The sequence below is a fragment of the Streptomyces sp. NPDC096310 genome (assembly GCF_044763125.1).
In the GTDB taxonomy this organism is placed as follows: Bacteria; Actinomycetota; Actinomycetes; order Streptomycetales; family Streptomycetaceae; genus Streptomyces.
This window is the reverse complement of record NZ_JBIWFO010000014.1, coordinates 14,558-40,324: the sequence shown is the minus strand read 5'-3', so window position 1 is coordinate 40,324 and position 25,767 is coordinate 14,558. Positions and strand designations below refer to the sequence as shown.

General features: G+C 67.1%; 18 protein-coding genes and 1 pseudogene. 13 read left to right on the top strand and 6 right to left on the bottom strand.

Going from position 1 to position 25,767, the window contains the following annotated elements:
- Nucleotides 1–32: 32 nt before the first annotated feature.
- The 5 genes from ACIQ7D_RS24020 to ACIQ7D_RS24000 all read left to right on the top strand — a co-directional run bounded on the left by ACIQ7D_RS24020 (nt 33) and on the right by ACIQ7D_RS24000 (nt 5,929).
- Nucleotides 33–1,631, top strand: a complete 1,599-nt coding sequence (locus ACIQ7D_RS24020; RefSeq protein WP_403940694.1) for a recombinase family protein — start codon at nt 33–35, stop codon at nt 1,629–1,631.
- A gap of 714 nt (nt 1,632–2,345) precedes the next feature.
- Complete coding sequence (locus ACIQ7D_RS24015; protein WP_403940692.1) at nt 2,346–2,693, top strand: hypothetical protein; 348 nt, start codon at nt 2,346–2,348, stop codon at nt 2,691–2,693.
- Nucleotides 2,690–4,132, top strand: coding sequence for a phage/plasmid primase, P4 family (locus ACIQ7D_RS24010; RefSeq protein WP_403940690.1), 1,443 nt, complete (start codon nt 2,690–2,692; stop codon nt 4,130–4,132). Before ACIQ7D_RS24015 ends, ACIQ7D_RS24010 begins: the two co-directional genes overlap by 4 nt.
- Nucleotides 4,133–4,639: 507 nt before the next feature.
- Nucleotides 4,640–5,041, top strand: coding sequence for a hypothetical protein (locus ACIQ7D_RS24005; protein WP_403940688.1), 402 nt, complete (start codon nt 4,640–4,642; stop codon nt 5,039–5,041).
- Between the two features lie 21 nt (nt 5,042–5,062).
- A complete protein-coding gene (locus ACIQ7D_RS24000; protein WP_403940686.1) occupies nt 5,063–5,929 on the top strand; it encodes a hypothetical protein in 867 nt (288 codons plus the stop codon).
- 965 nt (nt 5,930–6,894) lie between these two features.
- Here the strand turns inward: ACIQ7D_RS24000 and ACIQ7D_RS23995 are convergent.
- From ACIQ7D_RS23995 to ssd, 3 genes and pseudogenes are all read right to left on the bottom strand, one after another.
- Nucleotides 6,895–8,043 carry a helix-turn-helix domain-containing protein gene (locus ACIQ7D_RS23995; protein WP_403940684.1) on the bottom strand — a complete coding sequence of 383 codons (1,149 nt, stop codon included), beginning with the start codon at nt 8,041–8,043 and terminating at the stop codon, nt 6,895–6,897.
- Nucleotides 8,044–9,117: 1,074 nt separating this feature from the next.
- Nucleotides 9,118–10,011: pseudogene (locus ACIQ7D_RS23990) on the bottom strand (TadA family conjugal transfer-associated ATPase); the annotation flags it as partial.
- On the bottom strand, nt 10,008–11,105 hold the full coding sequence (gene ssd, locus ACIQ7D_RS23985; RefSeq protein ID WP_403940683.1) for a septum site-determining protein Ssd: 1,098 nt from the start codon (nt 11,103–11,105) through the stop codon (nt 10,008–10,010). The gene ssd and the pseudogene ACIQ7D_RS23990, both read right to left, overlap by 4 nt.
- Before the next feature lie 514 nt (nt 11,106–11,619).
- Between ssd and ACIQ7D_RS23980 the strand changes: the two genes are divergently transcribed.
- Nucleotides 11,620–12,465 carry an HAD family hydrolase gene (locus tag ACIQ7D_RS23980; protein WP_403940681.1) on the top strand — a complete coding sequence of 282 codons (846 nt, stop codon included), beginning with the start codon at nt 11,620–11,622 and terminating at the stop codon, nt 12,463–12,465.
- A 306-nt stretch (nt 12,466–12,771) separates the two neighbouring features.
- On the opposite strand, the gene ACIQ7D_RS23975 is transcribed toward ACIQ7D_RS23980, so the two are convergent.
- Nucleotides 12,772–13,731, bottom strand: coding sequence for an oxidoreductase (locus tag ACIQ7D_RS23975; RefSeq protein WP_403940679.1), 960 nt, complete (start codon nt 13,729–13,731; stop codon nt 12,772–12,774).
- A gap of 102 nt (nt 13,732–13,833) precedes the next feature.
- Between ACIQ7D_RS23975 and ACIQ7D_RS23970 the strand changes: the two genes are divergently transcribed.
- The gene (locus ACIQ7D_RS23970; protein ID WP_403940678.1) at nt 13,834–14,820 is read left to right on the top strand and encodes an ATP-binding protein; all 987 of its coding nucleotides are present in this window, start codon (nt 13,834–13,836) and stop codon (nt 14,818–14,820) included.
- A 45-nt stretch (nt 14,821–14,865) separates the two neighbouring features.
- Here the strand turns inward: ACIQ7D_RS23970 and ACIQ7D_RS23965 are convergent, their stop codons facing one another.
- The gene (locus ACIQ7D_RS23965; RefSeq protein ID WP_403940676.1) at nt 14,866–16,140 is read right to left on the bottom strand and encodes a hypothetical protein; all 1,275 of its coding nucleotides are present in this window, start codon (nt 16,138–16,140) and stop codon (nt 14,866–14,868) included.
- Nucleotides 16,141–16,397: 257 nt separating this feature from the next.
- On the opposite strand from ACIQ7D_RS23965, the gene ACIQ7D_RS23960 reads away from it, so the two are divergent.
- The 6 genes from ACIQ7D_RS23960 (at nt 16,398) to ACIQ7D_RS23935 (ending at nt 24,524) form a co-directional block, all read left to right on the top strand.
- Nucleotides 16,398–18,806: a bifunctional SulP family inorganic anion transporter/carbonic anhydrase gene (locus ACIQ7D_RS23960; protein WP_403940674.1), complete on the top strand. Its 2,409-nt coding sequence runs from the start codon at nt 16,398–16,400 to the stop codon at nt 18,804–18,806.
- Between the two features lie 271 nt (nt 18,807–19,077).
- Entirely contained in the window at nt 19,078–21,036 is a 1,959-nt protein-coding gene (gene acs / locus ACIQ7D_RS23955) for an acetate--CoA ligase (protein ID WP_403940672.1), read from the top strand.
- A 183-nt stretch (nt 21,037–21,219) separates the two neighbouring features.
- Nucleotides 21,220–22,620 carry a Na+/H+ antiporter NhaA gene (gene nhaA / locus ACIQ7D_RS23950; protein ID WP_403940670.1) on the top strand — a complete coding sequence of 467 codons (1,401 nt, stop codon included), beginning with the start codon at nt 21,220–21,222 and terminating at the stop codon, nt 22,618–22,620.
- A gap of 85 nt (nt 22,621–22,705) precedes the next feature.
- Entirely contained in the window at nt 22,706–23,200 is a 495-nt protein-coding gene (locus tag ACIQ7D_RS23945; protein ID WP_403940668.1) for a phage holin family protein, read from the top strand.
- Nucleotides 23,197–24,192, top strand: coding sequence for an alpha/beta fold hydrolase (locus ACIQ7D_RS23940; protein ID WP_403940666.1), 996 nt, complete (start codon nt 23,197–23,199; stop codon nt 24,190–24,192). Before ACIQ7D_RS23945 ends, ACIQ7D_RS23940 begins: the two co-directional genes overlap by 4 nt.
- Nucleotides 24,193–24,344: 152 nt before the next feature.
- The gene (locus ACIQ7D_RS23935) at nt 24,345–24,524 is read left to right on the top strand and encodes a hypothetical protein (RefSeq protein ID WP_403940664.1); all 180 of its coding nucleotides are present in this window, start codon (nt 24,345–24,347) and stop codon (nt 24,522–24,524) included.
- On the opposite strand, the gene ACIQ7D_RS23930 is transcribed toward ACIQ7D_RS23935, so the two are convergent.
- Nucleotides 24,521–25,720, bottom strand: a complete 1,200-nt coding sequence (locus ACIQ7D_RS23930) for a MarP family serine protease (RefSeq protein WP_403940662.1) — start codon at nt 25,718–25,720, stop codon at nt 24,521–24,523. The two genes, ACIQ7D_RS23935 and ACIQ7D_RS23930, sit on opposite strands and share 4 nt — an antisense overlap.
- Between the last annotated feature and the right edge of the window lie 47 nt (nt 25,721–25,767).

The window sequence follows — 25,767 nt, the reverse complement described above, 5'->3', positions numbered from 1 at the left end:
TTTGGGACAGACAGACACCCCTAGAGGTCGGCATGAGCCCGAAAACCGTAGTGATCTACGACCGACTGTCCCGCCTGTTCGCCGAGGAAGCACCCGACCACCGCATAGCCGCTTGCAAGGCGTACGCCGAACAGCGCGGATGGAAGGTGGTCCACGTCGCCACGGATACCAACGTCAGCGGCGCAAGCAAGCTGGAAGACCGGCCCGGAATGCGCGAGGTGCTGTCATGGATGCCCCGTGTTGACTACGTGCTGGCCGCGAAACTGGACCGGTACGCCCGTAGCGTGCTGGAGTTTCAGCGGTTGTTGAACGCCGCCAAGTCGACTAACTCAACGGTCGTCACGGTGGACGGCGTTGTCTCGCCGGAAAACGCAAGCATCATCGTTAACGTTCTTGCCGCATTTGCCGAGTATGAGCGCGACATGATCAAGTCACGAATCACGGACAGTAAGAAGCATTTCAAGTCGCGCGGAAATCACTTGGGCGGAGTGGCACCATACGGCTACAGCGTCACCGGCCCAATCAACGACAAGCGTTGGGCCATTGACGAAACGTCCGCCTCCGTGATCCGTGAATGCGCCGACAAGTTGATCAATCATGGCGCGACACTCACCGGCCTTACTCGCGAACTCAACGAACGCGGGATACTTCCCCCGGCAGATCACGCGCGACAGCGAGACGGCCGGAAGATGCGCGGCGGGAAGTGGCACACCACGACGCTCCGCGATGTTCTTTACACTCCGTCCCTACGCGGGTGGCTTGTGCAGTCGGTGCCCGGACAGAAGCGCGGCGCCATCTACAACCAACCCGTTCTTGACGCTGCGGGCAGTCCGGTTTCCGCTGGCCCCGAAATTCTCGACGGTGAAACGTGGGCAGCGGTACGCGCAATACTCGACGAGAAGTCAAAGGGGCGCGGAGTTGAGCGCACCGGCAAGGCACTACTCCTGCATATCGCGGAGTGCTCAGAATGTAGCGGCCCTATGTACCGACAGCGCCGAGAGGTGAAGGGGAAGGATTACAGTACGTATGTATGTCGCGACGGAGTCGGCAAGCGGGGAATTCACCGGGCGAACGTCATCACAGCACACTACCTAGACGAACTCGTGGCCGCTGACTATCTGAAATGGTTCGGGGGGATGGCACTTATGCGTTGGGCCGAGCCGGACGGAAGCGCGGTTCTGCAACTCTCGGAAATCACGACGCAGATTGAGCGGCTGGCCGGAAACCTGGCACAGCTTGACCCGAACGGAACGGCGGCAAGACTGGTCATCGCACAACTGGAAGCACTGGAGAAGCGGGAAGTTGAGTTGCGCGTGGAGGCAGATCACGCCGTAGGCCGATGGGTGAATGCGGGTGTCACTGTGGCCGACGAGTGGGAACGGCGCACGGATGAGGGACGACGGGCGTTGCTCGCTGATTTGGGAGCGCGGGTAGTAGTCCGTCCGGCGACTCCGGGCGCACCTAAGCGGTTCGACGCATCGCGGGTATCCGTGACCTTTGAGGGTCCGGCATGGGCCCGGGAAACCGATCCAGCGACGGCAGAACTGATCGTTCACACGATGGAGGAAATGGAGGTCAACCCGGCCACGGTTGAGGCAATTGCCCAAAGGATGGGCCAGACGACCGCGTAAGACTCCCTGAGAGCCGATCAGGGGCCCGGCGGGATAACTCCCCGCCGGGCCTTTCTCATGCCCGCAGACGGCCGTACGGCCGCCCTCACGGACCGGCCACCCCCGAGGGCTCATCCGTGACTCGGCCGACCGACCCCGGCAACGCCCCTAGGTGGCTGCCTGCGCCGCGTTCACTGGCCAACGGGCCCGGTTCCTCGGGTGCCCCGAGATAGGCCGCCAGGGGGGCATAGAGAGAATCTGTAACTAAAACATTACTTAGAGTGATTGCCGCGAACCGGTCGACGCTTTTCCCGAATGTCATAACGGTTCGATAACGGTCGTGTCGGCATTGCCCATTCCGTCGCCTATGCGGCTCACACACACCCCTCGTAGGCATTGAGGGCAGCGAGTGGCGTTAGCGCGTATGGCCATACAGCGAATCGCACTCGCTGTTCCTCCCATGGCGCGACCTAATACGCGCCCCTCGTAAAGCGCAGGCACCCGTCGACGGTGTCTTTTTTCTTGGCCCTGATTTGGATGCATCCAAAAGGAGGAACCCCTATGCGCGCCAAGTGCGAATGCGGACAGCCGATCAAGCCGTACTGCGGCAAGGGACAGCGACCCCAGTGGTGCAGCCGTTCTTGCCGTAGCCGCGCCTACTACCAGCGCAAAACCTACGGCACTACCCGATAACCACCATGAACGTTCAGGGTGACCACGCGAGGAGAAACCACAGTGGCCGGATACGCCTTCGACCGGAGCATCTTTCAACCTACTCCCGAACAGTACGAAGCAGCGAGGGGGCGCGAACGGGAAGCGGAACGCCGCAAGGCAGAAATAAAAGCCGCCGGACGCAAGATGACTGAGGCCGAAAGGCAGCGAGCACGCGTTGACGCACTAGTCATCTGGTTTGAGAAAAGGGTGCAGGAACTCAACGACTACGGGCCCGGCGCAATCGGCACCGCTGATCTGAAGTTCCCCGACCCCTACCCGACCACCGACGCGCCCGAGCACAAGCCGCGCACTCTTCGCGAGAACCGAAACGCAGCCGCCGCCCTAGCATTCCTGGAGAACGACAAGTGACCACCTTCAATGACGCTTACTGGACCCGACAGCGCGAACTACTCGGCATTGACCCCGAGGTTCGACACGTGAACTTTGCGCGGTTCGTCGCCGACCAGTGCGGGCACGAATTGCGGCACGTCCAGCATGTTGGTTGGTACCGCTGGAATGGCCGAGTATGGGAAGCGACTGGCGACGACGGCGCAGCAATGCAGGCAATCACCGACGCTGCCCGCATTCTCGCTCGCCGCGCTGCTGATTCCTCCGCAGATACCAACTGGGCAAGCGCTGCCGTTAGCAAGATGCTCGTTAACTTCCAGCGGCGCGCGATCGTTTCCGAAATGGTCGTTCTCCCCGCATTCCGTGCCACCGTCGATGATCTCGACACGCACCGACACCTACTGACGTTCAAGAACGGCACCGTGGATCTCCGCACCGGGGAACTCCACCCGCACAATCCGGCGGTCATGCTCACTCAGTGCGCGAACGTCGATTACGTGCCCGATGCCAAGTGTCCGCGCTGGCTCCGATTCGTAGAGGAAGTGTTCCCCGAGGACACCGAACTACAGCGGTACTACCAGACGTTCCTAGGCGTGGCGATTACCGGCGAAGTCCGCGAACACGCGCTAGGCGTTTGGTACGGCGAACACGGCCGGAACGGCAAGGGAACCACCATTCGCACCATGCAAAAGGTGTTCGGTCACGACATCGTGCACGAGGTGCCTTTCACCATCTTTGAGAACGTACGCGGGCAGGCCGTTCACACCGAACAGATTGCAGCGCTGCGAGGAAAGCGGCTAGTCGTCGCGCAGGAAGGTAACCAGGGAGTGCCGATGAATACGGCGCTACTCAAGAACCTTTCCGGCGGGGATCGAATCAGCACGCGACATCTTCACGGCAAGGTGTTCTCTTTCGAGCCGACCCTAACCATCGTTCTCGCAACCAATTACCTGCCGGAATTCGGGTCGGGTGGTGCCGCGCTGTGGGCCCGCACTAAGGCAATGCTGTTCGGGCAGTCCTTTGCCGACCGGCGCGACCCGGACCTAGAGCCGACCATTCAGGGCCCCGAGCGAGAGGGCGTGGCCGCATGGGTGGTGCGCGGTGCCGTGCGCTACTACGCCGAGGGCCTACGTGACCCGCTAAGCGTCGTTGCAGCGACCGAGCATCACAAGGATGAGGTAGACCCGCTAAAGCCTCTCGTGGGCGAGGTATTCGAGTACGACGATGAAAGCGAGGTTAAGCGGTCCGACTTCAACCGCGCGCTTAAGGAGTGGCGCGAGGATAACGGCGATAAGTCGGCCAAGTTCGCACCGAGCAACGTCAAGAACCACCTAAAGACGAACGGCGTAACCGAGGTGCAGCGCAAGGGCAAGGGGTGGATGTACGGGGGTATTTACCTGTTGTCTGACGTGCCCGCGCACATCGATGGGCCGGGAGTTTTCGACCGCACGGACGGCTGACAGCGGAAAGGTCGCTTTAGCGTGAAGGGGTAACAGAAAAGTTGTTACCTGTACCTAGCTCCTATATACGTATGGAAAGAAGGTACAGGTAACAAGAAATCTGTTACCCCCCAACGCTTTCGCAGTCTTTCCGCTGTCTGGCCGCCCGACTTCGTAACGACCGGATAACGAATTCCCATCCAACGCTGAATGGCAGACGTTATCCACGAAAGCACCTCACACACTCCCCTCGTAGAGAGTGGTAGTGGTTGGCGTTGTTCTCTCTCCTCGGTCAGTGTGACCGGTCGTTTTCTCCGTTCGGCCGGTCCCACACTGAATGTTCAGGGTGAGGTACCCCGTCTCATTGCCGCTGCGGCTGCTCCCGCAATCCATTTGACTTTCCGGTGAGTTGATCTCTTGCACGCATAAAGCGGCGGAGTGCTTACCGGGTGGGCCCCTTGCCCGCTGTGATCTGAGCAGAGATCCGGCGAGTGAGGGGCCTTTTTTGTTCTCCCGAGAGGACACCCAATGACTGCATGGAGTTGGGCCGAGGTCGGCAATAGCGGTGGTTCGACTACTTACGATCGTGAGTACGCCGACCGCCGTTCCCGTGCTCGGGCCCCACGTAGCAACCCGAATGACCACTCCGACCATTACGCCGAAAAGGCGGCGGCTCGTGAGGCTGACCGTCGAGAGGCCGAGGAGTATAGGCAGGCTCTCGCTGATTCCCGAGAGTGGGCAGCGGAGAACGCGGCGAACATCGCTTTCCAGGGCGAGAATCCACGCCCGCGCATTCCGGCACATATGAACGATCCGGAGTTCGGCAAGCAGCTAGCGGAAGACCTTGATTGGGTCGGAGAGCGCGACAAGCACGTACTACGCGCTGAGGGTGAAGCGCTAGCCGCCGAAATTTACCGCAACCGTCACTGAGAACCCGAGAGAGGAACACTAGTGGAATTCGCCAACAACGACCTACGGATGTCGCTCCATTACGCCGATGCTGCTAAGGCCCGAATTGCCGAGCTAGAGCGCACTGTGCAGCGGGCCACGCGTCCCGAGGACATTTGGACGAGTGAGGCGCAGCTACTCGCTACCAACGCATGGCACTGCGACCTAGCACCGGATATCGCCGCTGAGCGTTGGGCGAAAGTGGTGGAACTCGGCGCCACTTGCGATGAGCTAGAGGAACTGTGGCCTCAGCTAGAGGATGCCGCCGAGGACATCCGAAAAGGTGCCGCGAAGGCGCACGCTGAGGCCATTCGGAAGGGTACTAAGGCGCCGTCTACGGCCGCTAAGGCGCTAGAGGCGGACGCTGCCCTAGAGGGTTGCTCGCTGGCGCTCAGTGAGGCTGTGGGCGATCTCAAGCGTGCGCGTGCGTCGTACAATTCGCTGATAGAGGATCGCGGATTCCTAAACGAGTACCGGGCCGCTGTCATCGCCGAATTCAACGCACAGCGTGAGCGGGCGGCCGAGGCTTTCGCGGTTGCGGCCGGTGCTCTTAACGAGACGCGTCGACGTTTCGGCGTGCTGCACGAGCTGACGATGGGCGGCCTACTCGATATCCCCGAGGACGCGCAGAGCTACCTAGTGTTGAGCGGTAAGGGCTGGGGTGCTGCCGACCTATCCACGGCCGTCAACATCATCTCCCGTCAGGTGAACGAGACGGACCCGTTCCTCTCGGGTGAGTTCCTGACAGCACCTATGGATGAGGTCAACGCAACGGCGATTGCGACGGCCGAGAACGCAAAGGCCGAGGCCGATAAGAACCGACAGAACCGTTACTCGCGTGACGGAATTGTCAGTTCCCGGATGATCTGACGTTTAGTGATGCGGGGTCGGACCGGTATCCACCACCGGCCCCGCTCTCGCACTGCATGAGTCGTCACATTCCGCGCCGACTTTCACGCTGAGTAGTGGTAATTCCTGCCACGGAATGTGACCGAAAGGGTGGGGGGTACCCCCTTTTTGACGCCTTTCCGGACCGCAAGCGTATAGCAGCTCGAAGTCTGTACGGGTTTCAAGGTCGCCGAACGCCCTATCGCTCACAGCGGGTAATGCCGCCCGAATCCCGCTGAATACAGAACGTGCACACCTCGCCCTGCATGTTCAGGGTGGCTACCCGAGGAGATCCAGTTGAGCAAGGAATCGAAAGTCCTCAGCGTCCGTCATACGGCAGAGTCCCGCGCAAGCCTCGCTGTCATACATCAGCTATCCGGCTGTGAGACAGCGAGCGAGGCTGTCATACGCGCGCTTGACCTGTATGCCGCATATCTCAAAACGGCGCCCGGTGCTGTCATGCATGTGACTGGCTATACGCGTAAGGAATTGACTAATGCCTGAATATGGAGTGTACCGCCGATGACTGACACTCGGCATCGTTGTTCAGAGTGCGGCCGAATGCTCCGCCTAGGGACGTTCACCATTCACCTGAGCTTTCCGGACGGTCGGCCGCTGACCTGTAACGACTGCATGGAATCCGAAGACGAGTTTCCGCCTCCCGTGCCGCTGTCCCGGTTCTGGACGTGAGGGCATCCACCTTGAATGTTCAGGGTGACTGCTGGCCCCCTGACGGCTCCGCGCCGTCGGGGGGTTTCTCGCGTTTCCGGGACACCTTCAATTCAAAGGCGTTAATTTTGCCGGATCGCGGGGTGCCCGGGGCTGCTGTTGCCCAGCATTCGCAAGGATTTTCGATACCTGCGATTCGTAGGCGGTTGGGTCGCATCCGGCCCTATCCGCTGACTCCACACATATCTGACGGCCTGCCAGATTTCACTGATGACCCGTCAGATCTGATATGGGTCTTCATTTATTGCCGACTCGATATGATCTAGGGCGTCCCGAAGATTGCGCGGGGCTGCTTTTATGGACTTCCCCGCCTGTGCGGTTCTGTTAAGCAAGCTAAGGGTTCGGGCAGATGAGGTCTCGCTCACAGCGGGGATGATCGACTCGGCCAATCCCTCGGCATCTCGCCATGCGTGCACTCCAAGTAGGCAGCGAAGAAGACGAACGGCAGAGATGGCCCTGTAGCCTACTTGCGCCCCCGCTTCCTGCCGTACGGCCCTTTGAAGGTGGGGAATTCCCTTCTTCCATTGTCCGGATTCTTGGAACGCGAATCCCTGGTGTCCGTCGATCTCGTCCGTAGTAACCCACCAGGCCCAGACGGGATCACTGTTCCGCTCGCTGTCTTGGAGGAGGGAACGGGCACGGTCGAAGGATCGGGCGGCTTCCGATTCTTGCCCTGATCCTGCTAGTCCTTTCGCTTCGCGGACTCTGAAAATGGCTTCAATCCGGGGCGAGATTCGTCCTTGCTCAATGATGGAGCGAGCGATGGCCAACTCTTCACGGGGGCGCCCTGTCCAGCCTGCCAACATGGCCATGTTTTGCATGATCAACAGTTCGATTGATCGATCACCTGAGAGCTTCGCCAAGAATAGAGCCTCTTGGTTGAATCGACGGGCGGGGGCGTGTTTCTCTGCGTCGAATAGCGCCCATCCTGCCACTTCGGCCAACTCGGCTGCCGCTGCTTGAATGTCATGTTCCGCTTTTAGGTCGTAGTCTCCTGCCCCTAGGCGACGGTGAACCTTTTTGAAGGACTGCGCGGCTACGTCTGCGATGGGCAGGCCGTTCAATTCATTGTCCAGAACAACAAGGCGCTGTGATGTCTCACGGATTGTGAGTGCCAAACCTTCACCCCTGTTCCCATTGAGCGCGGGAAGCTCTGGCGTATCAGGCGCCAACAGTGCGTCCAACTCTTCAGAGTCCACTTGGAGAAGCTTGGCGATTCTCGGTCGTTGGTGCGGTTGCGGTCCGACGTCGCCACGTTCCCAACGCTGAACCGTCGTACGGTCCACGCCTAGGGCTTGGGCAAACGTCTCTTGTGAGTGCCCGCATGTTTTCCGGCGCTGCGCTAGGCGCTTTCGCTTGCCTGCCATGCCCGTACTCCGTCCGGCTGACGTCTTCCCTGGTCAGCATACGCTGTGCAGCCAAAATGCAGCCTGAATACGGCAGTTGTGCCGTGGTGCGGCTGCCTGCCACCGGGGAACGTGGTCAGACGCAAGAACCCCCGCGACGCGGTGACGTCCGGGGGCGTGGCCACCAACCGGTAAGGGTTGATGACGTGTCCAAAGCTACAGCGGGACTATCCGAGCGGCAGCCGTGGGAGGGGTCGGAGACCGATGCGCGGCAGTGGGAATACGCGACTTACGCGCCCCCTGGCGAGACCTGTCCGGCGTGCGGAAAGCAGATCAAGAATCTTGAGAGTTGCCGACGCGGAACGCTGGCCCGTCGTGGCACCGCCCCGCTGGTGGCGTACTGGCACACGGGTTGCTCCCCGAAGGAAGGTGGGCAGTGATTCCAATGGACGAGTACAAGAGCGCCCGCGCTGAGGCAGAGCACACGGCAGCGCTGTTGCGTGCGGCCCTGGAACGCGCCGGAGTCCCGGAGCACGAAACCGCACAGGTGCGCCCCCTGGTTACCAGGAAGGGACGCGCGTATGTGGAAATCGGAGCGCTTCCGATCGCCTCTGCGGTGAAGCTGTTGGGTGCCCTTCCGCTGTCGCTGGGATCGTCGCAGTGAGCCGCGCCGTTCTGCGTTTCGTGCCCCACACGATCCGGCAGGAAGAGACGCAGGGAGCCACCTTTCAGGCCCTGTGCCTGGCGTCTGGCTGTGATGAGGGCTCCGGCCCGCACGATGCCCAGGAAGCCGCTCAAGACTGGTGTCTGCGCCATACGGGGCGGAACCCCACTCATGATCTGTTCCGGCGCGTGTTCACCGACCATGCCCGTGTGACGCGGGAGGAGTGAGCGCCGCCCGTTGATCTCCCGCAACCCCCGTGACTGCGGCAGTGCAGCGCGAGGGGTACGGGCCCTCAGCCCCGTCCGTGTGCTTCCCCCCTGGCGCATGGGCGGGGCCGTTGCTTGTGCGGCAACTCCGTTGCACGGTACGGCAGTTGGGGTGGACGGGCGCTCTAGCGCTGGCATGCGTCGACGCATGTATGGTTTAGGTGGACACGCACCTTCATGGCCCGTGTTCAGCGCCGCCAGCAGTTCGGAGACTTCTGAGCCTCTGACCTCGCCGACCACCAGCCGGTCCGGCCGCATCCGCAGCGCCTGCCGGACCAGGTCCCGCAGGGTCACCAGACCGGCGCCCTCCTGGTTGGCCGGACGGCCCTCCAGCCGCACCACATGCGGATGGTCAGGCCTCAACTCCGCAGAGTCCTCGGCCAGTACGATCCGCTCACGCGCTCCGACCAGACCGAGCAGGGTGGACAGCAGGGTCGTCTTCCCCGTGCCCGTACCGCCACTGACCAGGAACGACAGCCGGGCGTCCATCAGCGCGCTGAGCAGCCGCCCGCCGCCCGGCGGGACCGTGCCCGCCTCGGTCAGCTCCGCGAGGGAGAACGCCTTGGGGCGCACCACCCTCAGCGACAGACAGGTCGAGCCGACGGCCACCGGTGGCAGCACCGCGTGCATCCGCGTCCCGTCGGGCAGCCTGGCGTCGACCCAGGGCCTGGCGTCGTCGAGTCTGCGTCCGGCCGCCGCGGCGAGCCGCTGCGCGAGCCTCCGTACGGAAGCCGCGTCCGCGAACGACACCGCCGTGCGTTCGAGACCCCGGCCCCGATCCACCCACACCTGGTCGGGCGCGGAGACCAGCACGTCCGTCACGGACGGATCGGCGAGCAGCGGCTCCAGCGGCCCCGTGCCCACCAGCTCGCACCGTAACTCCTCGGCGGCTCCGAGCACTTCCAAGTCGCCCAGCAGCCGGCCCTGGGCCCGCAGGGCGGCGGCCACCCTGGCCGGTGTCGGTTCCGCCCCGCTCTCCGCGAGGCGTTGCCGTACGGCGTCCAGCAGGCCCCCGGCCGCGGCAGCGTGCCCGGAGGTCAGAGGCGTCGTGGGCGTCATGCCGTCACGCTCCCGTCCCCGGCGAGGGCTCGCTCCCAGAAAGCCGCGCAGAACGCCGCGAGCGGGCCGCGCGCCCGGGAGCCCGGTGGCGCTCCGCTCTCCTGGGCCTCCGACAGCCCTGGCTCCGGAGGCAGTTCGCCCGCCAGCGGGAGGCGGAGCGCGTCGGCGATCCACTGCTCGTCGAGACCGGCGGCGTACGGACCGCGGACCACGGCGCGCAGATCGTGCAGGACCATGCCCACCGTCGAGGCCACCCGCCCGGCCGCCGCGACGGCCCGCAGCTCGGCCGGGACCACCAGCAACCCCAGATCCACCTGGGCCAGCGCCTCCGCCATGGCCTCGTCCACCCGGCGCGGGAGGTCCACGACGACCACACCGCCGCGCCTGCGGGCGGCGGCGAGCACCGATCTCATGGCCTCCGGCCGGATCACCACGGAATCCCCACGATCCCAACTGAGCACCCGCAGCTCGTGCAGGAAGGGCAGCGACTCCTCCAGGGCGCCGCCCGCCACCCTTCCTTTGCTAGCCGCGAAATCCGGCCACCGCCGCCCTTCGACCTGTTCACCGCCGAGCAGGACGTCCAGCCCGCCGCCGAGCGGATCGCCGTCGACGAGCATCGTGCGCCGGCCGGCCCGCGCCGCGGTGACGGCCAGGGCACAGGCGAGGGTCGAGGCCCCGGCGCCACCCCGGCCGCCGATCACCCCGACGGTCAGCGCCGGCCTGCCCACGCCCTCGACGGCGTCCGCGATACGGTCCACCAGCCAGCTCTCCGCGTCCGGCAGCCGCAGCACACAGTCGGCGCCGATCTCCACCGCCCGTCGCCACACCCCCGGATCGTCCTGGTCCTTCCCGACGAGCATCACCCCGCGCCTGCGCGTGGCGCCCCGGCAGCGCGCCGCCGCGTCGTCCCCGACAAGGACCATCGGCGCGTCCTCCCAGGAGCCCTTCCGCTCCGGCACCGCGTGGTGCACCTCCGGCTCGGCACCGGCCGCGGCGCACAGGCGCAGCAGGTCGTCGAGCAGCTCCACGTCCTCGGTGAGGATCAGCGGACCGGCCCGGTGTCCTTCCGGCCCGTGCGAACGATCGGATGTCATGGATCCAGCCACGATCTCCGCCCCCTATCTCTGACGTGATCCGGTATCCGCGAGCGCGTGTCTCCGCGATCTCGCACTGATCCGGTATCCCTGATTCCGGCTTCCGCGAAGTTCGCGGTCGGAATCACCGTGCAGGAGAACAAGAAATCGTGTGGATCTTGCTGGAAAACTGTGGACAACTCACCAGTTGTGAATATCCCGGTAGCTCATACCGGTGACTTCCGGAGCGGAGCGCATCGACTACGCACCGTGACGGGCATGCTGATCGCGAAGCCGCCGCACGGAGAGATCGAAGAGAGGGGGACGCCGTGGCACGAGAGCCAAAAACGCGTCCGGACATGCGACGACCCCCGCCGGGGGGGAGAGCGGGGGTCGTCCCCACGGCCGACTCGGGGGGGGGGAGGAGCCGGACCGGGTTAGCACGGTCGCGAACGATCCGTGACTTCCATGGTGTACCCGAGAGCCTTCTCAGGCAAACCCACGCGCCGCACCTTACGCCGAATGGTGGGCGCATATGCTCGGCCTCGTGGAAAACCACTCCTTGCCGCGCACAGCAGCCTTCTTCGACCTGGACAAGACGGTCATTGCGAAGTCCTCGACGTTGACCTTCAGCAAGCCCTTCTACCAAGGCGGCCTGATCAACCGCCGTGCCGTGCTGCGCACCGCGTACGCACAGTTTGTCTTCCTCGCCGGGGGCGCGGATCACGATCAGATGGAGCGGATGCGGGAGTATCTTTCCGCGCTCTGCAAAGGCTGGAACGTCCAGCAGGTCAGAGAGATCGTCGCGGAGACCCTGCACGATCTGATCGACCCGATCATCTATGACGAGGCGGCGTCCCTCATCGAGGAGCACCACACTGCCGGCCGCGACGTGGTGATCGTCTCCACCTCGGGCGCCGAGGTCGTCGAGCCCATCGGCGAGCTGCTGGGCGCCGACCGGGTCGTGGCCACGCGGATGGTCGTCGGCGCCGACGGCTGCTTCACCGGCGAGGTGGAGTACTACGCGTACGGGCCGACCAAGGCGGAGGCGGTCAAGGCACTCGCCGCGTCCGAGGGGTACGACCTGGCCCGCTGTTACGCGTACAGCGACTCCTACACCGATGTGCCGATGCTCGAATCGGTCGGCCACCCCTTCGCCGTCAACCCGGACCGGGCACTGCGGCGCGAGGCGGTGGCACGCGAATGGCCGGTTCTCGTCTTCAACCGACCCGTCCGGCTGAAGCAGCGGCTGCCCGCCTTCTCCATGCCGCCCCGCCCTGCCCTGGTCGCGGCGGCGGCGGTGGGCGCGGCGGCGGCGACAGCCGGACTGGTCTGGTACGCCAGCCGGCGTCGCCAATCCGCTCCCTTTGCCCGTGTTTGAACCTAAAAGTAAAGAAGTGGGGCCAGGGGTTCCGCATCCTGGCGGACAGGAGTAGAAAGGATTCAACGGCCCGCGAGACCAAGGACATCCGAGAGGATCACCTTTTTACGCACCAGGCCCCACGGACCGAGCACGGAAGCTGGGCACCCACGCGACGTCGACCCGTCGATTACGGGCCAGCCGCACCAGGTGACGGGCAAAGCACCCGACCTGATGGGCAACACACGAGGACGCTTGGTAACCCGGTGGACGTGCCAGCGGCGGTGCCCCCTACGGCGCCGCCGCAACTTCGTTCGGGACGGACTCTCAGGCCGCGCCTCGCTGAAGCGCCTCACAGACGGCCGTCGATTCCCGTACCCCCAGTTCGACCGCGCGACCGCAGTGCGTGATCCAAGCTGCCATGCCCTCCGGGGTCCCGGACACGTAGCCCTCAAAGGCCGCCGCGTATGCCGCGCGCCCCAGCTCCGCGTGGCCGACCTCGGCCGGACAGACCGACTTGGGGTCGAGACCGCTGCCGATCAGCACGATACGCTCGGCCGCCCGCGCCACCAGGCCGTTGTACGAGCCGAAGGGACGCAGCGCGAGCAGTTCGCCGTGCACCACCGCGGCCGTCACCAGAGCGGGCGCCGCACTGGGAGTGACCACCAGCCGAGCCAGCCCGTCCAGTCGGGCGGCGACCTCGTCGGCGTCCGGCAGCGGCGTCCCGGCCGGCGGCACCGGAGCGGGCACCTCCGCGACCGGCACCTCCGTGGCCGACGCCTCCTCGGACGGCGTGACCGTGACTCCGCCCGCCGGGGCCGCGGCGCCGACGCCGGGCGCCTCCACGACCGGTTCGCCCGCCAGCCGGGGCCGTCCCACCGTACGGTCGGAGACTCCCGCTCCGCCGGCCGCCACCAGATGGAGCCGGGCCAGCACCCGGAGCGGCGATTGCGACCAGACGGAGAGCAGTTGGCCCGCCTCGGCGTTCAGCCGCAGTGCGGCGCCGACGGTACGGGCCTCGGCATCGGAACCGAAGTCACTGCGCCGGCGCACCTCTTCGAGCGCCCAGTCCGCCCCGGACAGGGCGGCGGACCCGCGCGCCGCCCGCAGCGCCGCCTCGGACGTGACCTCGCCGCTGCGACGCCGCATCACGCGGTGACCATAGACCCGGTCGACGGCCTTGCGTACGGAGTCCACCGCGCCGGGAACGCCCGGCAGAGCGGCCAGGGTGGCCAGGGGGTCCTCCGGCCGTGGTGCGGAGGAGGCGTCAGAGGCTGTCGTACTCATAGGTAGCGAGGCTACGCGCCCCGTGCGCGCGCCCCACCTTGGAGTGGTCTTCTCCATACGAACCCATCACCTGGAGCGAGATTGCCGCTACCCTACGTGAACATGAAGATCGCTTTCGTGGGGAAGGGCGGCAGCGGCAAAACGACGCTGTCCTCGCTCTTCATCCGCCACCTGACCGCCAATGAAGCCCCCGTCGTCGCCGTGGACGCCGACATCAACCAGCACCTCGGGGCCGCGCTCGGTCTCGACGAGACAGCAGCCGCGACGCTGCCCGCGATGGGGGCGCACCTCCCGCTGATCAAGGAGTATCTGCGGGGCACCAATCCGCGGATCGCCTCGGTGGACGCGATGATCAAGACGACACCGCCGGGCGAGGGCTCACGGCTGCTGCGGGTCTGCGAGAACAACCCCGTGTACGACGCGTGCGCCCGTCCCGTCACTCTCGACGACGGCGAGATCCGGCTGATGACCACCGGCCCGTTCTCGGAGTCCGATCTGGGCGTGGCCTGCTACCACTCGAAGGTCGGCGCGGTCGAGCTGTGCCTGAACCATCTGGTCGACGGGCCTCACGAGTACGTGGTCGTCGACATGACGGCGGGTTCCGACTCCTTCGCCTCCGGGATGTTCACCCGGTTCGACATGACGTTCCTGGTGGCCGAACCGACCCGTAAGGGCGTATCGGTCTACCGCCAGTACAAGGAGTACGCGCGGGACTTCGGCGTCTCGCTGAAGGTTGTCGGCAACAAGGTCCAGGGCCGGGACGACGTGGAGTTCCTCCGTGACGAGGTGGGCGAGGACCTGCTCGTCACGGTCGGCCACTCCGAATGGGTACGGGCGATGGAGAAGGGCCGGCCCTCCCGGTTCGAACTACTGGAGGCGGACAACCGCTGCGCCCTCCAGACACTGCAGGACACGGCGGAGGACTCGTACGAGCTGCGCGACTGGGAGCGCTACACACGGCAGATGGTCCACTTCCACCTCAGGAACGCCGAAAGCTGGGGCAACGCGAAGACGGGCGTCGACCTGGCCGCCCAGGTCGACCCCGCCTTCGTCCTCAGCGAAGCTCTGGCCCTGCCCCAGCCGTCCTGACGGAACCCGCCGGGCGCCGCCCAGGCCTCGTGCCGCCGAGCAGGCTCAGTGCTTCGCGGCCACCGCGGGGGAGGCCGAGGCGGCCGGGGAGGCGGAGTTCGGCGGGGTCGAGGTGTAGGCCGCCCAGCCGCCCTTCGGGGCCTCGCCCACGCCGAGGCCCCGCAGCTTCTCCAGCGTCGCCGGGTCCTGTGCGTCCAGCCAGTCCACAAGCTGGCGGAAGGTCACGCACTGCACGTCCTTCTGGGGGCAGACCGTTTTGATGGTCTCCTCGACGGCGCGCATGTACGTGCCGCCGTTCCAGGACTCGAAGTGGTTGCCGATGATCAGCGGGGCGCGGTTGCCCTTGTAGGCGCGGTCGAACGCCTGGAGCAGGCCGTCACGCATCTGGTTGCCCCAGTAGGTGTGCTGCGACTCGTCGCCGCTCGACTCCCCGGACTGGTTGTACATGAAGTTGTAGTCCATCGAGAGCGTCTCGAACTCGCGGCCCGGCACCGGGACGAGCTGGAGCGGAACGTCCCACAGCCCCTCCTTCTTCTTCGGCCAGACCTGGTTGCCGATGCCGCTGGAGTCGTAGCGGAAGCCCATCGCCTTACCCGCGCGCATCGCGTTCTTCTGGCCCTCCAGGCAGGGGGTGCGGGCGCCGATCAGCTCCTTGTCGTAGTCGAAGGGCAGCGGGGCCTCGTCCTGGAGGCCCGTGTTGGACTTCCAGCCCTTCACGAACGCCTTGGCCTGGTTGATCTCGCTCTTCCACTCGTCGACGGACCAGGTGCCGACGCCTCCGTTGTTGCCGCAGAAGTGGCCGTTGAAGTGGGTGCCGATCTCGTTGCCCTCGCTCCAGGCGGCCCGCACCTCCCGCAGGGTGTCCTGGATCCCCTTGGTGTCGTTGAAGCCGATGTCGGAGGTGCCGACCGTGTGCTTCGGCGGGTCGTACTGCTTGGCCTTCTCCTCGGGGAGCAGGTAGACGCCGCTCAGGAAGTACGTCATCTTCGCGTTGTATTTCTTGGACAGCTCCCGGAAGTACGAGAAGAGCTGCTGGCTGTCCTCGCCGGCGCCGTCCCAGGAGAACACCACGAACTGCGGAGGCTGCTGACCGGGCCGCAGCCGCTGCGGCTTGCCGAGGTGAGGCTGAGCGCCGGTGAACGCGGTGGAACCGTCACCGATGAGCCGTACGGCGTTGGGCGCCCCCAGCCCCTTCTTCGCCGCCTGGGAGCCCTTCGACGTTTCCTGCTTGGTGTCCTGAACACCGGAGCATCCGGCGAGGCCGACGGCGAGCGCCATGGCAGCAGCGCCGAAGGAAATTCGTTTTGTGGCGGCCAGCATCCGCCCACCTCTTCCTTCAGATTCAGTACCGAAGTGCCGAGCGGCGACTGCCGGCGCGGCGTCGAGCGCCGACAACCTCGCACTGAGACTGATTAGAAGAAGAAACGACAAGCCGTACAAAATGACTAATCATCACTCCGAGTGAAGCTCTAGACCATTCGCCCGAAATGTCATGCCTTAATCTTTACTCTCCATTACGATCCATTTACCAAGAGTTGAGACAACGCATCCGCCAGCCGCCCGGAGGGGACGGAAATATGAGTGTCGGCGTTCCCACTCACACCGGCCGACCGGCCCGCCCCGCCCCACCGGACGGCCGCAGGTTCCGGATCGCGGGGGCGGATCTCTCCGCGTCCATCTCCGTCTTCCTGATCGCGCTGCCGCTCTCCCTGGGCATCGCGCTCGCCACCGGCGCACCGCTCCAGGCGGGCCTGGTGGCCGCCGCGGTCGGCGGGCTGGTCGTCGGCCGGCTGGGCGGCGCCCCGCTCCAGGTCAGCGGGCCGGCGGCCGGGCTCACGGTGGTCACGGCCGACGTGATCCAGCGATACGGCTGGCGCACCACCTGCGTCATCACCGTCTGCGCCGGTCTCGCCCAACTCGGCCTCGCGGCGCTACGGGTGGCCCGCTCGGCGCTCGCGGTCAGCCCGGCGATCGTGCACGGCATGCTCGCGGGGATCGGCGTCACGATCGCCCTCGCCCAGCTCCACATCGTGCTCGGCGGTTCACCGCAGAGCTCCGCCGTCGCCAATGTGCGCGGTCTGCCCGCCCAGTTGGCCCATCTGCATCCGGGCGCTCTTTCCGTGAGCGCCCTGACGGTCGGGGTGCTGCTCCTCTGGCCGCGCCTTCCGGGGCGCGCGGGCCGGGCCGTACGGAAGATCCCGGCCGCTCTCGCCGCGGTCGCCCTGTCCACGACAGCGGCGGCTCTCGTCGGGCTGCGCCTGGAGCGGGTCGATCTGCCGTCCTGGAGCAGCCATGTCCTGCCCGGGCTGCCCGAGGGGCCCGTGCTCGGACTGCTGGCCGCCGTCCTCACCATCACCCTGGTCGGCAGCGTCGAATCACTCCTGTCCGCGGTGGCCGTGGACAAACTGGTGGCCGCGCGCAAGACACCCGGCGTCCGGGTCCCACGCGCCCGGCTCGACCGGGAGCTGGCCGGACAGGGCGCGGGGAATGTGGTCTCCGGCGCGCTCGGCGGGCTTCCCGTCACCGGGGTCGCCGTGCGCAGCGCCGCCAATGTCGCAGCGGGCGGCGTGAGCCGGAACTCGACGATGCTGCACGGCCTGTGGGTCGCGGTCGCGGCGCTGCTGCTCGTACCGGTGCTCGATCTGATCCCGCTGGCAGCCCTGGCCGCGCTGGTGATGGTGGTCGGGGTCCAGATGGTGAACATCACGCATCTGCGCAGCGTGCGGCGCAACCGCGAACTGCTGGTGTACGCGGTGACCCTGACCGCCGTGGTGTTCACCGGCGTGCTGGAAGGGGTTGTGATCGGTATCGCGGTGGCCGTGGCGGTCGCGCTGCACCGGCTGACGCGGACGCGGATCACGGTGGAGGAGCGGGACGGCGTCCACCGGGTGTGTGCTCGGGGCCAGTTGACCTTCCTCGCCGTACCGAGACTCAGCCGGATGCTGCATCAAGTCCCTCAGGAGGCCAGATGCGTGGTGGAGCTGGACGGATCCTTCATGGACCACGCGGCGTACGAGGCCCTGCACGACTGGCGGTCCGCCCATGTCGCCCAGGGCGGTACGGCGGAGTTCGCCGGCCGGGCGGGCGCCAGGATCACGGAACTGCCCTCCAGTGAGCCGCATGTCCGCTGCCGCCTCTGGGCGCCGTGGCGCAACCACCGCCACGTCGTACCGCCCGCCCCCAGGCCTGACCCCACGCCGGATGCCGCGCCCGGGCCGGATGACGCGCCCGCCCTGTCGTCCGGCGGAAGACAACTGGCCAGCGGGCTCAGCCTCTTCCAGCGGAACACGGCCCCGTTGGTCCGCGGTGAGCTGGCGCGGCCGGCGCGCGAGGGCCAGCGCCCCTCCCAGCTCTTTCTCACCTGCGCAGATTCCCGGCTGGTCACGAGCGTGATCACATCCAGTGGTCCGGGTGACCTCTTCACCGTACGGAACGTGGGAAATCTGGTGCCGCCGCCGGGGGCGGTCGGTGTGGACGACTCGGTGGCCGCCGCGATCGAATACGCCGTGGATGTACTGCGGGTGGAGTCGATCACCGTGTGCGGTCATTCGGGGTGCGGGGCGATGCAGGCCCTGCTCGACACGCCCGGTCCGGACCCCGGTCCCGGAAACCACTCCGCAGACGCGGGGGTCGTCCCCTCGCCGACCCCGCTGGCGCGCTGGCTGCGTCATGGGCAGCCCAGTCTGGAGCGGATGAGGAACCGCCGGCAGGAGGGGGCCAGAATCTCCGGCCGACTGCCTGCCGACGCGGTCGAGCAGCTCTGTCTGACCAATGTGGTCCAGCAGTTGGAGCATCTCCGGGCCCATGACGCGGTCGCGCGGGGGCTCGCCGAGGGCCGACTGGAGCTGCACGGCATGTACTTCCATGTCGGCGAGGCCCAGGCGTATCTGCTGGCCGACGGCGTCGGGGGCGGCGCCGGCGCCGCCCCGGGCGAAGAGGTCTTCAACCGGGTGGGGCCCGCCGCACGGGAGGAGTCGCGCGCCTGAACCGTCCGCGTACCGCATCCGTGAGAGTGTGTGGCCCCTTCCCTCCTCTTCCCACCCACCCGTCCGGGGGAAGCGGGCCGCTCCCGCCCGGCAGGGCACCGGGCGGGAGGCCGGGCGGGGAGCCCCGGTGCCGGAGGGGAAGCCCCTTGTCACCAGGGCATCGGCCTGATGAGCTAGGGCCGGGACACATAGAACGCTAGGACGCCCTGGGAAAGGGAGATGTCGTGAGCAACGAAAGCCTGGCCAATCTTCTCAAGGAGGAGACGGGAGTATGAACGAGCCTTCTTCCCTCTCCAACTTGCTCAAAGAGGAGCGGCGGTTCACTCCGCCGGCCGAGCTGGCCGCGCACGCCAATGTGACGGCGGAGGCGTACGAGCGGGCCGAGGCGGACAGGCTTGGCTTCTGGGCCGAGCAGGCGAGGCGGCTCACCTGGGTCACCGAGCCGACCGAGACACTCGACTGGTCGAACCCGCCGTTCGCGAAGTGGTTCGCGGACGGCGAGCTGAATGTCGCCTACAACTGTGTCGACCGCCATGTCGAGGCCGGTCACGGCGACCGCGTGGCGATCCACTTCGAGGGCGAGCCCGGCGACAGCCGGACCCTCACCTACGCGGAGCTCAAGGACGAGGTGTCGCGCGCCGCGAACGCCCTCATCGAGCTGGGCGTCCGCACGGGGGACCGCGTCGCCGTCTATCTGCCGATGATCCCCGAGGCCGCGATCGCCATGCTGGCCTGCGCCCGGATCGGGGCCGCGCACTCCGTGGTCTTCGGCGGCTTCTCCGCCGACGCCGTCGCCTCCCGTATTCAGGACGCCGACGCCAAGCTGGTCATCACCTCCGACGGCGGTTACCGCCGCGGCAAGCCGTCCGCGCTCAAGCCGGCCATCGACGAGGCCGTCGCCAAGTGCCCGCAGGTCGAGCACGTCCTCGTGGTGCGCCGTACCGGACAGGACACCGCGTTCGACGCCTCCCGGGACGTGTGGTGGCACGAGATCGTGGGCCGCCAGTCCACGGAGCACACCCCCGAGGCGTTCGGCGCCGAGCACCCGCTCTTCATCCTTTACACGTCCGGTACGACGGGAAAGCCGAAGGGCATCCTGCACACCTCGGGCGGCTATCTCACCCAGACGTCCTACACCCACCACGCCGTCTTCGACCTCAAGCCCGAGACGGACGTGTACTGGTGCACCGCCGACATCGGCTGGGTGACGGGCCACTCGTACATCGTGTACGGGCCACTCGCCAACGGCGCCACGCAGGTGATGTACGAGGGCACCCCCGACACCCCGCACCAGGGGCGGTTCTGGGAGATCGTCCAGAAGTACGGGGTGACGATCCTCTACACCGCGCCGACCGCGATCCGTACGTTCATGAAGTGGGGCGACGACATCCCCGCCAAGTTCGACCTGTCGTCCCTGCGCGTGCTGGGCTCGGTCGGCGAACCGATCAACCCCGAGGCGTGGATCTGGTACCGCGAGCACATCGGCGCGGGCAAGACCCCGGTCGTGGACACGTGGTGGCAGACCGAGACCGGCGCGATGATGATCTCGCCGCTCCCCGGGGTGACCGCGACCAAACCGGGCTCCGCGCAGCGCGCCCTGCCCGGCATCTCCGCCACGGTCGTGGACGACGAAGGGCGCGAGGTGCCCGCCGGGGGCGGCGGCTATCTCGTCCTCACCGAGCCGTGGCCGTCGATGCTGCGCACTATCTGGGGTGACGACCAGCGGTTCATCGACACGTACTGGTCGCGCTTCGAGGGCAGGTACTTCGCCGGGGACGGCGCCAAGAAGGACGACGACGGCGACATCTGGCTGCTGGGCCGGGTCGACGACGTCATGCTCGTCTCCGGCCACAACATCTCGACGACCGAGGTCGAGTCCGCCCTCGTCTCCCACCCGAAGGTCGCCGAGGCCGCGGTCGTCGGCGCCGCCGACCCGACCACCGGCCAGGCCATCGTCGCCTTCGTGATCCTGCGCGGCTCCGCCTCCGTGGACGACGGTCTGGTGGCCGAGCTGCGCGGCCATGTCAGCGGGGTGCTCGGCCCGATCGCCAAGCCCCAGCGGATCCTTCCGGTCGCCGAACTGCCGAAGACCCGCTCCGGCAAGATCATGCGGCGTCTGCTGCGGGATGTCGCGGAGAACCGCCAGCTCGGTGATGTCACCACCCTCACCGACTCCTCCGTCATGGAGCTCATCCAGACCCAGCTCCCCGGCGCGAGCAGCGAGGACTGAGCACCGGCGCACGTGTCCGGTGGACGGGGCGCCCGGCGGAGAACCACACGCCGGCGCCCCGTTCCGCGCATCCGGGTAGGGTAGGAAACGCGTTAACAAATGAACAAGAAGTCCACAGGGGCGCCGGGAAGTCTGGTCGGCATGTGATACGTCATGCCCGCCGACCCAACCGGAGGACGCCGGATGCCCGCGCCTGCCCCCAGCCCCGTACGCACGTTCCTCGGACGGCTCCCGCTTCCCGAGCGGAACTACGTCGCGGAGGCGCTGCGCACCGAGACCGTCGGCGGTGTGCTGCTGCTCGTCGCCGCCGTCGCCGCCCTCGTCTGGGCCAACTCCCCGCTCAGCGGGGCGTACGACGCCGTACGCAACTTCCATTTCGGGCCTGGCGCGCTCGGCCTCGACCTCTCCGTGCAGCACTGGGCTGCCGACGGTCTGCTCGCCGTCTTCTTCTTCGTCGCCGGCATCGAACTCAAGCGTGAGCTGGTGGCCGGGGAGCTGCGCGAGCCGAAGGCCGCGGCGCTCCCCGTCATCGCCGCGCTCTCCGGGATGGTGGCGCCTGCGCTGGTGTACGTGCTGGTCAACACGGTGGGCGGCGGCTCGCTCGGCGGCTGGGCGGTGCCCGTCGCCACCGATATCGCCTTCGCCCTCGCCGTTCTCGCAGTCCTCGGCACGTCCCTGCCGTCCGCGCTCCGCGCCTTCCTCCTCACCCTCGCGGTCGTCGACGACCTCTTCGCCATCCTGATCATCGCGGTCTTCTTCACGGGCGAACTGAACTTCCTGGCGCTCGGCGGCGCGTTCGCGGGCCTCGTCGTCTTCTGGCTGCTGATGCGGAAAGGGGTGCGCGGCTGGTACGTGTACGTCCCGCTGGCCCTGGTCATCTGGGGCCTGATGTACAACAGCGGCGTCCACGCCACCATCGCCGGGGTCGCGATGGGCCTGATGCTGCGCTGCAGCCGGCGCGAGGGCGAGGAGCACTCCCCAGGCGAGCACATCGAACATCTGGTGCGCCCGCTGTCGGCGGGCCTGGCCGTACCGCTGTTCGCCCTCTTCTCGGCGGGCGTCTCGGTCTCCGGCGACGCGCTCGGCCGGGTCTTCACCCAGCCGGAGACCCTCGGGGTGGTCCTGGGCCTGGTGGTCGGCAAGGCCTTCGGCATCTTCGGCGGTACGTGGCTGGCCGTACGGTTCACCCGCGCCGAGCTGAACGAGGACCTGGCCTGGCCCGATGTCTTCACCCTCGCGACGCTCGCCGGGATCGGCTTCACGGTCTCGCTGCTCATCGGGGAGCTGGCCTTCGCAGGCGATCCCGGGCTCACCGACGAGGTGAAGGCCGCGGTGCTGGTGGGCTCCCTGATCGCCGCCGTGCTGGCGGGCGCCCTGCTGAAGATGCGGGTCCGTACGTACCGTGCGCTGTACGAGGCCGAGGAGCGCGACGAGGACCTGGACGGCATCCCCGACATCTATGAGCAGGATGATCCGGGGTACCACTTGCGCATGGCCGCGCTGTACGAGGCGAAGGCGGCGGAGCACCGCCGGCTGGCGGAACACGCGGGGGCGGCGCGCGATGACGGCTCCGGTCCGGCATGATCGGACATCCGACGGACCTGCGATCGCGCGGACGGACCGACCTGCGATCCGCAGACGAGAAGAGCGAGAAGGTAGGGAGTCACCGATGAGCGACCCCGGCATGCACGTCGCCGACGCTGTCACGACCGGCACCGTTGTCGAGGCCGGCAGTGCGGACCGCAGTATCGGTCAGCTTGTCGCCTTGGCGACCGCCGAGATGTCCGCGCTGGTGCACGACGAGATCGCCCTGGCGAAGGCTGAGGTACGGCAGGACGTCAAGCGCGGCGTCACCGGGGGCGCCGCCGGCGCCATCGCGGCGGTGTTCGCGCTGTTCGCGCTGCCGGTGCTGAGCTTCGCCGCCGCGTACGGGATCCACAATCTGGGGCTGGGCCTGGCCTGGTCGTTCCTGATCGTGGGCGTTGCGTTCCTGTTGATCGCCGGGCTGCTGGCCGGCCTCGCGCTCATGAAGTTCAAGAAGGTCAAGCCGCCGGAGAAGTCCATCGCCTCGGCCAAGCAGACCGCCGCCGTACTCCAGAACGTGAAGCCGCACCCGCGCGAGGTGGGGGAAGGCTCCAAGCCTGTGGCACGCTCGACCGTATGACCGCCCCTGATTCCGAGCCTGGTGCCACCCCCGGTACGACCCCGGTGAGTTCGTCGGGTCCGGCGCACCGGGCCACGCCGGCGCCGGGCTCCGCCGTACGCCTCGACGGGCCCTGGACGCATCGTGACGTGGCGGCCAACGGCGCGCGCTTCCACATCGCCGAGATGGGCGACGGGCCGCTGGTGCTGCTGCTGCACGGCTTCCCGCAGTTCTGGTGGGCGTGGCGGCATCAGCTTCCTGCCCTCGCGGACGCCGGGTACCGGGCGGTCGCGATGGATCTGCGGGGGGTGGGCGGCAGCGACCGTACGCCACGGGGGTACGACCCGGCGAACCTGGCGCTCGACATCACCGGGGTGGTGCGCTCGCTCGGCGAGCCCGACGCCGCACTCGTCGGCCACGACCTGGGCGGCTATCTCGCCTGGACGGCGGCCGTGATGCGCCCCAAGCTGGTGCGCCGGCTGGCGGTCTCGTCGATGCCGCACCCGCGCCGCTGGCGCTCGGCGATGCTCTCCGACTTCTCGCAGAGCCGCGCGGGCTCGTACATCTGGGGCTTCCAGCGACCGTGGCTGCCGGAGCGTCAACTCGTCGCCGACGACGCGGCGCTGGTGGGGCGGCTGATCCAGGAGTGGTCGGGGCCCCGGCTGCCGGACGACGAGGCGATCGGGGTCTACCGGCGCGCGATGGCCATTCCGTCCACGGCGCACTGCTCGATCGAGCCGTACCGCTGGATGGTCCGGTCGATGGCGCGCCCGGACGGCATCCAGTTCAACCGGCGGATGAAACGGCCCGTGCGGGTGCCGACGCTCCAGCTCCACGGGTCACTCGATCCGGCGATGCGTACGCGCAGTACGGCCGGGTCGGCCGCGTACGTGGAGGCTCCGTACCGGTGGCGGCTCTTCGACGGCCTGGGACACTTCCCGCACGAGGAGGATCCGGCGGCGTTCTCGTCGGAGCTCATCAACTGGCTCAAGGACCCCGAACCGGACCGTTGAAGAGCCGGGGAGGCCCGGAAGTGACGGTCATTCACACCAACGGGCGAACGCCACGAACGCTTGTCCTACGAGCAGCCAAATGCCGGACGCATAGGCCGATTGGCCCCCTCCGGCGCGGTTACCGACCATGGGGCACGGGCAGACGTCGGGGTATGGGCTGGACGCACGACTACGGTGACGCAGCACGCAACCGCCGCTCGGCCTCGGGGCCGATCACCCACAGAAGGGGCGGACCCGATGATCAGCGCCATGACGCCCGGCTCGGCATTTCGCTGATCCTCCGCCGCCGGGCGCGCTGGGTCTCGGCCCGGCTGCGCCATCAACGCGTCTAGAGCGCGCATCCCTGGGTGTCGACCTGCTGGTTCGCGGTCCGGCCGAGGGTGATGTCGTCGCGGATCTCGTCGACCGTCAGGGCGTAGCCGGTGTCGAGGTCGTCGAGCGACCTGGCGAAGATCACCCCGTACACCTTGCCCTCGGGGGTGAGGAGCGGGCCGCCGGAGTTGCCCTGGCGCACGGTCGCGAAGAGCGAGTAGACGCGGCGCTGGACCTCACCGCGGCGGTAGATGTCGGGGCCGTTGGCGTCGATACGGCCACGGACGCGCGCGGAGCGGACGTCGTACGCGCCGTTCTCCGGGAAGCCGGCGACGATCGCGTCGTCCCCGCTGGACGCGCCCGCGTCCGTGAACTGGAGCGGCGTCGCGGGGAGATCGGGCACGTCCAGTACGGCGATGTCGCGCCCCCAGTCGTAGAGGACGACCTTGGCGTCGTACAGCTTGCCCTCGCCGCCGATCTGGACCGTCGGCTCGCTCACGCCGCCGACCACGTGCGCGTTGGTCATGACCCTGCGGTCGGCGAAGACGAAGCCGGAGCCTTCGAGGACCTTGCCGCAGCTCGGGGCGGTGCCGACGACCTTGACGATGGACCTCTGCGCGCGAGCGGCGACCGGGCTGCCGGCGAGCGCCGGGTCCGGGGGCTTGACCTCGGTGATGGGCTCGCTGGCGAACGGACTGAAGACCTGCGGGAAGCCGTTCTGCGCGAGGACGGACGAGAAGTCCGTGAACCAGGTCGACGCCTCCGAGGGCATCACCTGGGAGACGCCGGTGAGCACCTTGGAGCTGCGGACCTCCTTGCCGAGCGTCGGCAGCGACGTACCGGCGAGGGCGGAGCCGATCAGCCAGGCGACCAGCAGCATCGCCACGACGTTGACCAGCGCGCCGCCGGTGGCGTCCAGGGCCCGGGCCGGGGACCAGGTGATGTAGCGGCGGAGTTTGTTGCCGAGGTGAGTGGTGAACGCCTGCCCCACGGAGGCGCAGACGATCACTATGACGACCGCGACGACGGCGGCGGTCGTGGAGACCTCGGAGTCCTGCGTGAGCTTGGCCCAGACCACGGGGAGGAGGTAGACCGCGACGAGGCCGCCACCGAGAAAGCCGACCACCGACAGGATGCCGACGACGAACCCCTGGCGGTAGCCCACGACGGCGAACCAGACGGCGGCGAGCAGCAGCAGGATGTCCAGCACGTTCACCGTCAGTAGCCTCGCTTGCCTCGCGGAAATGTCACCGGTGGCCCCGA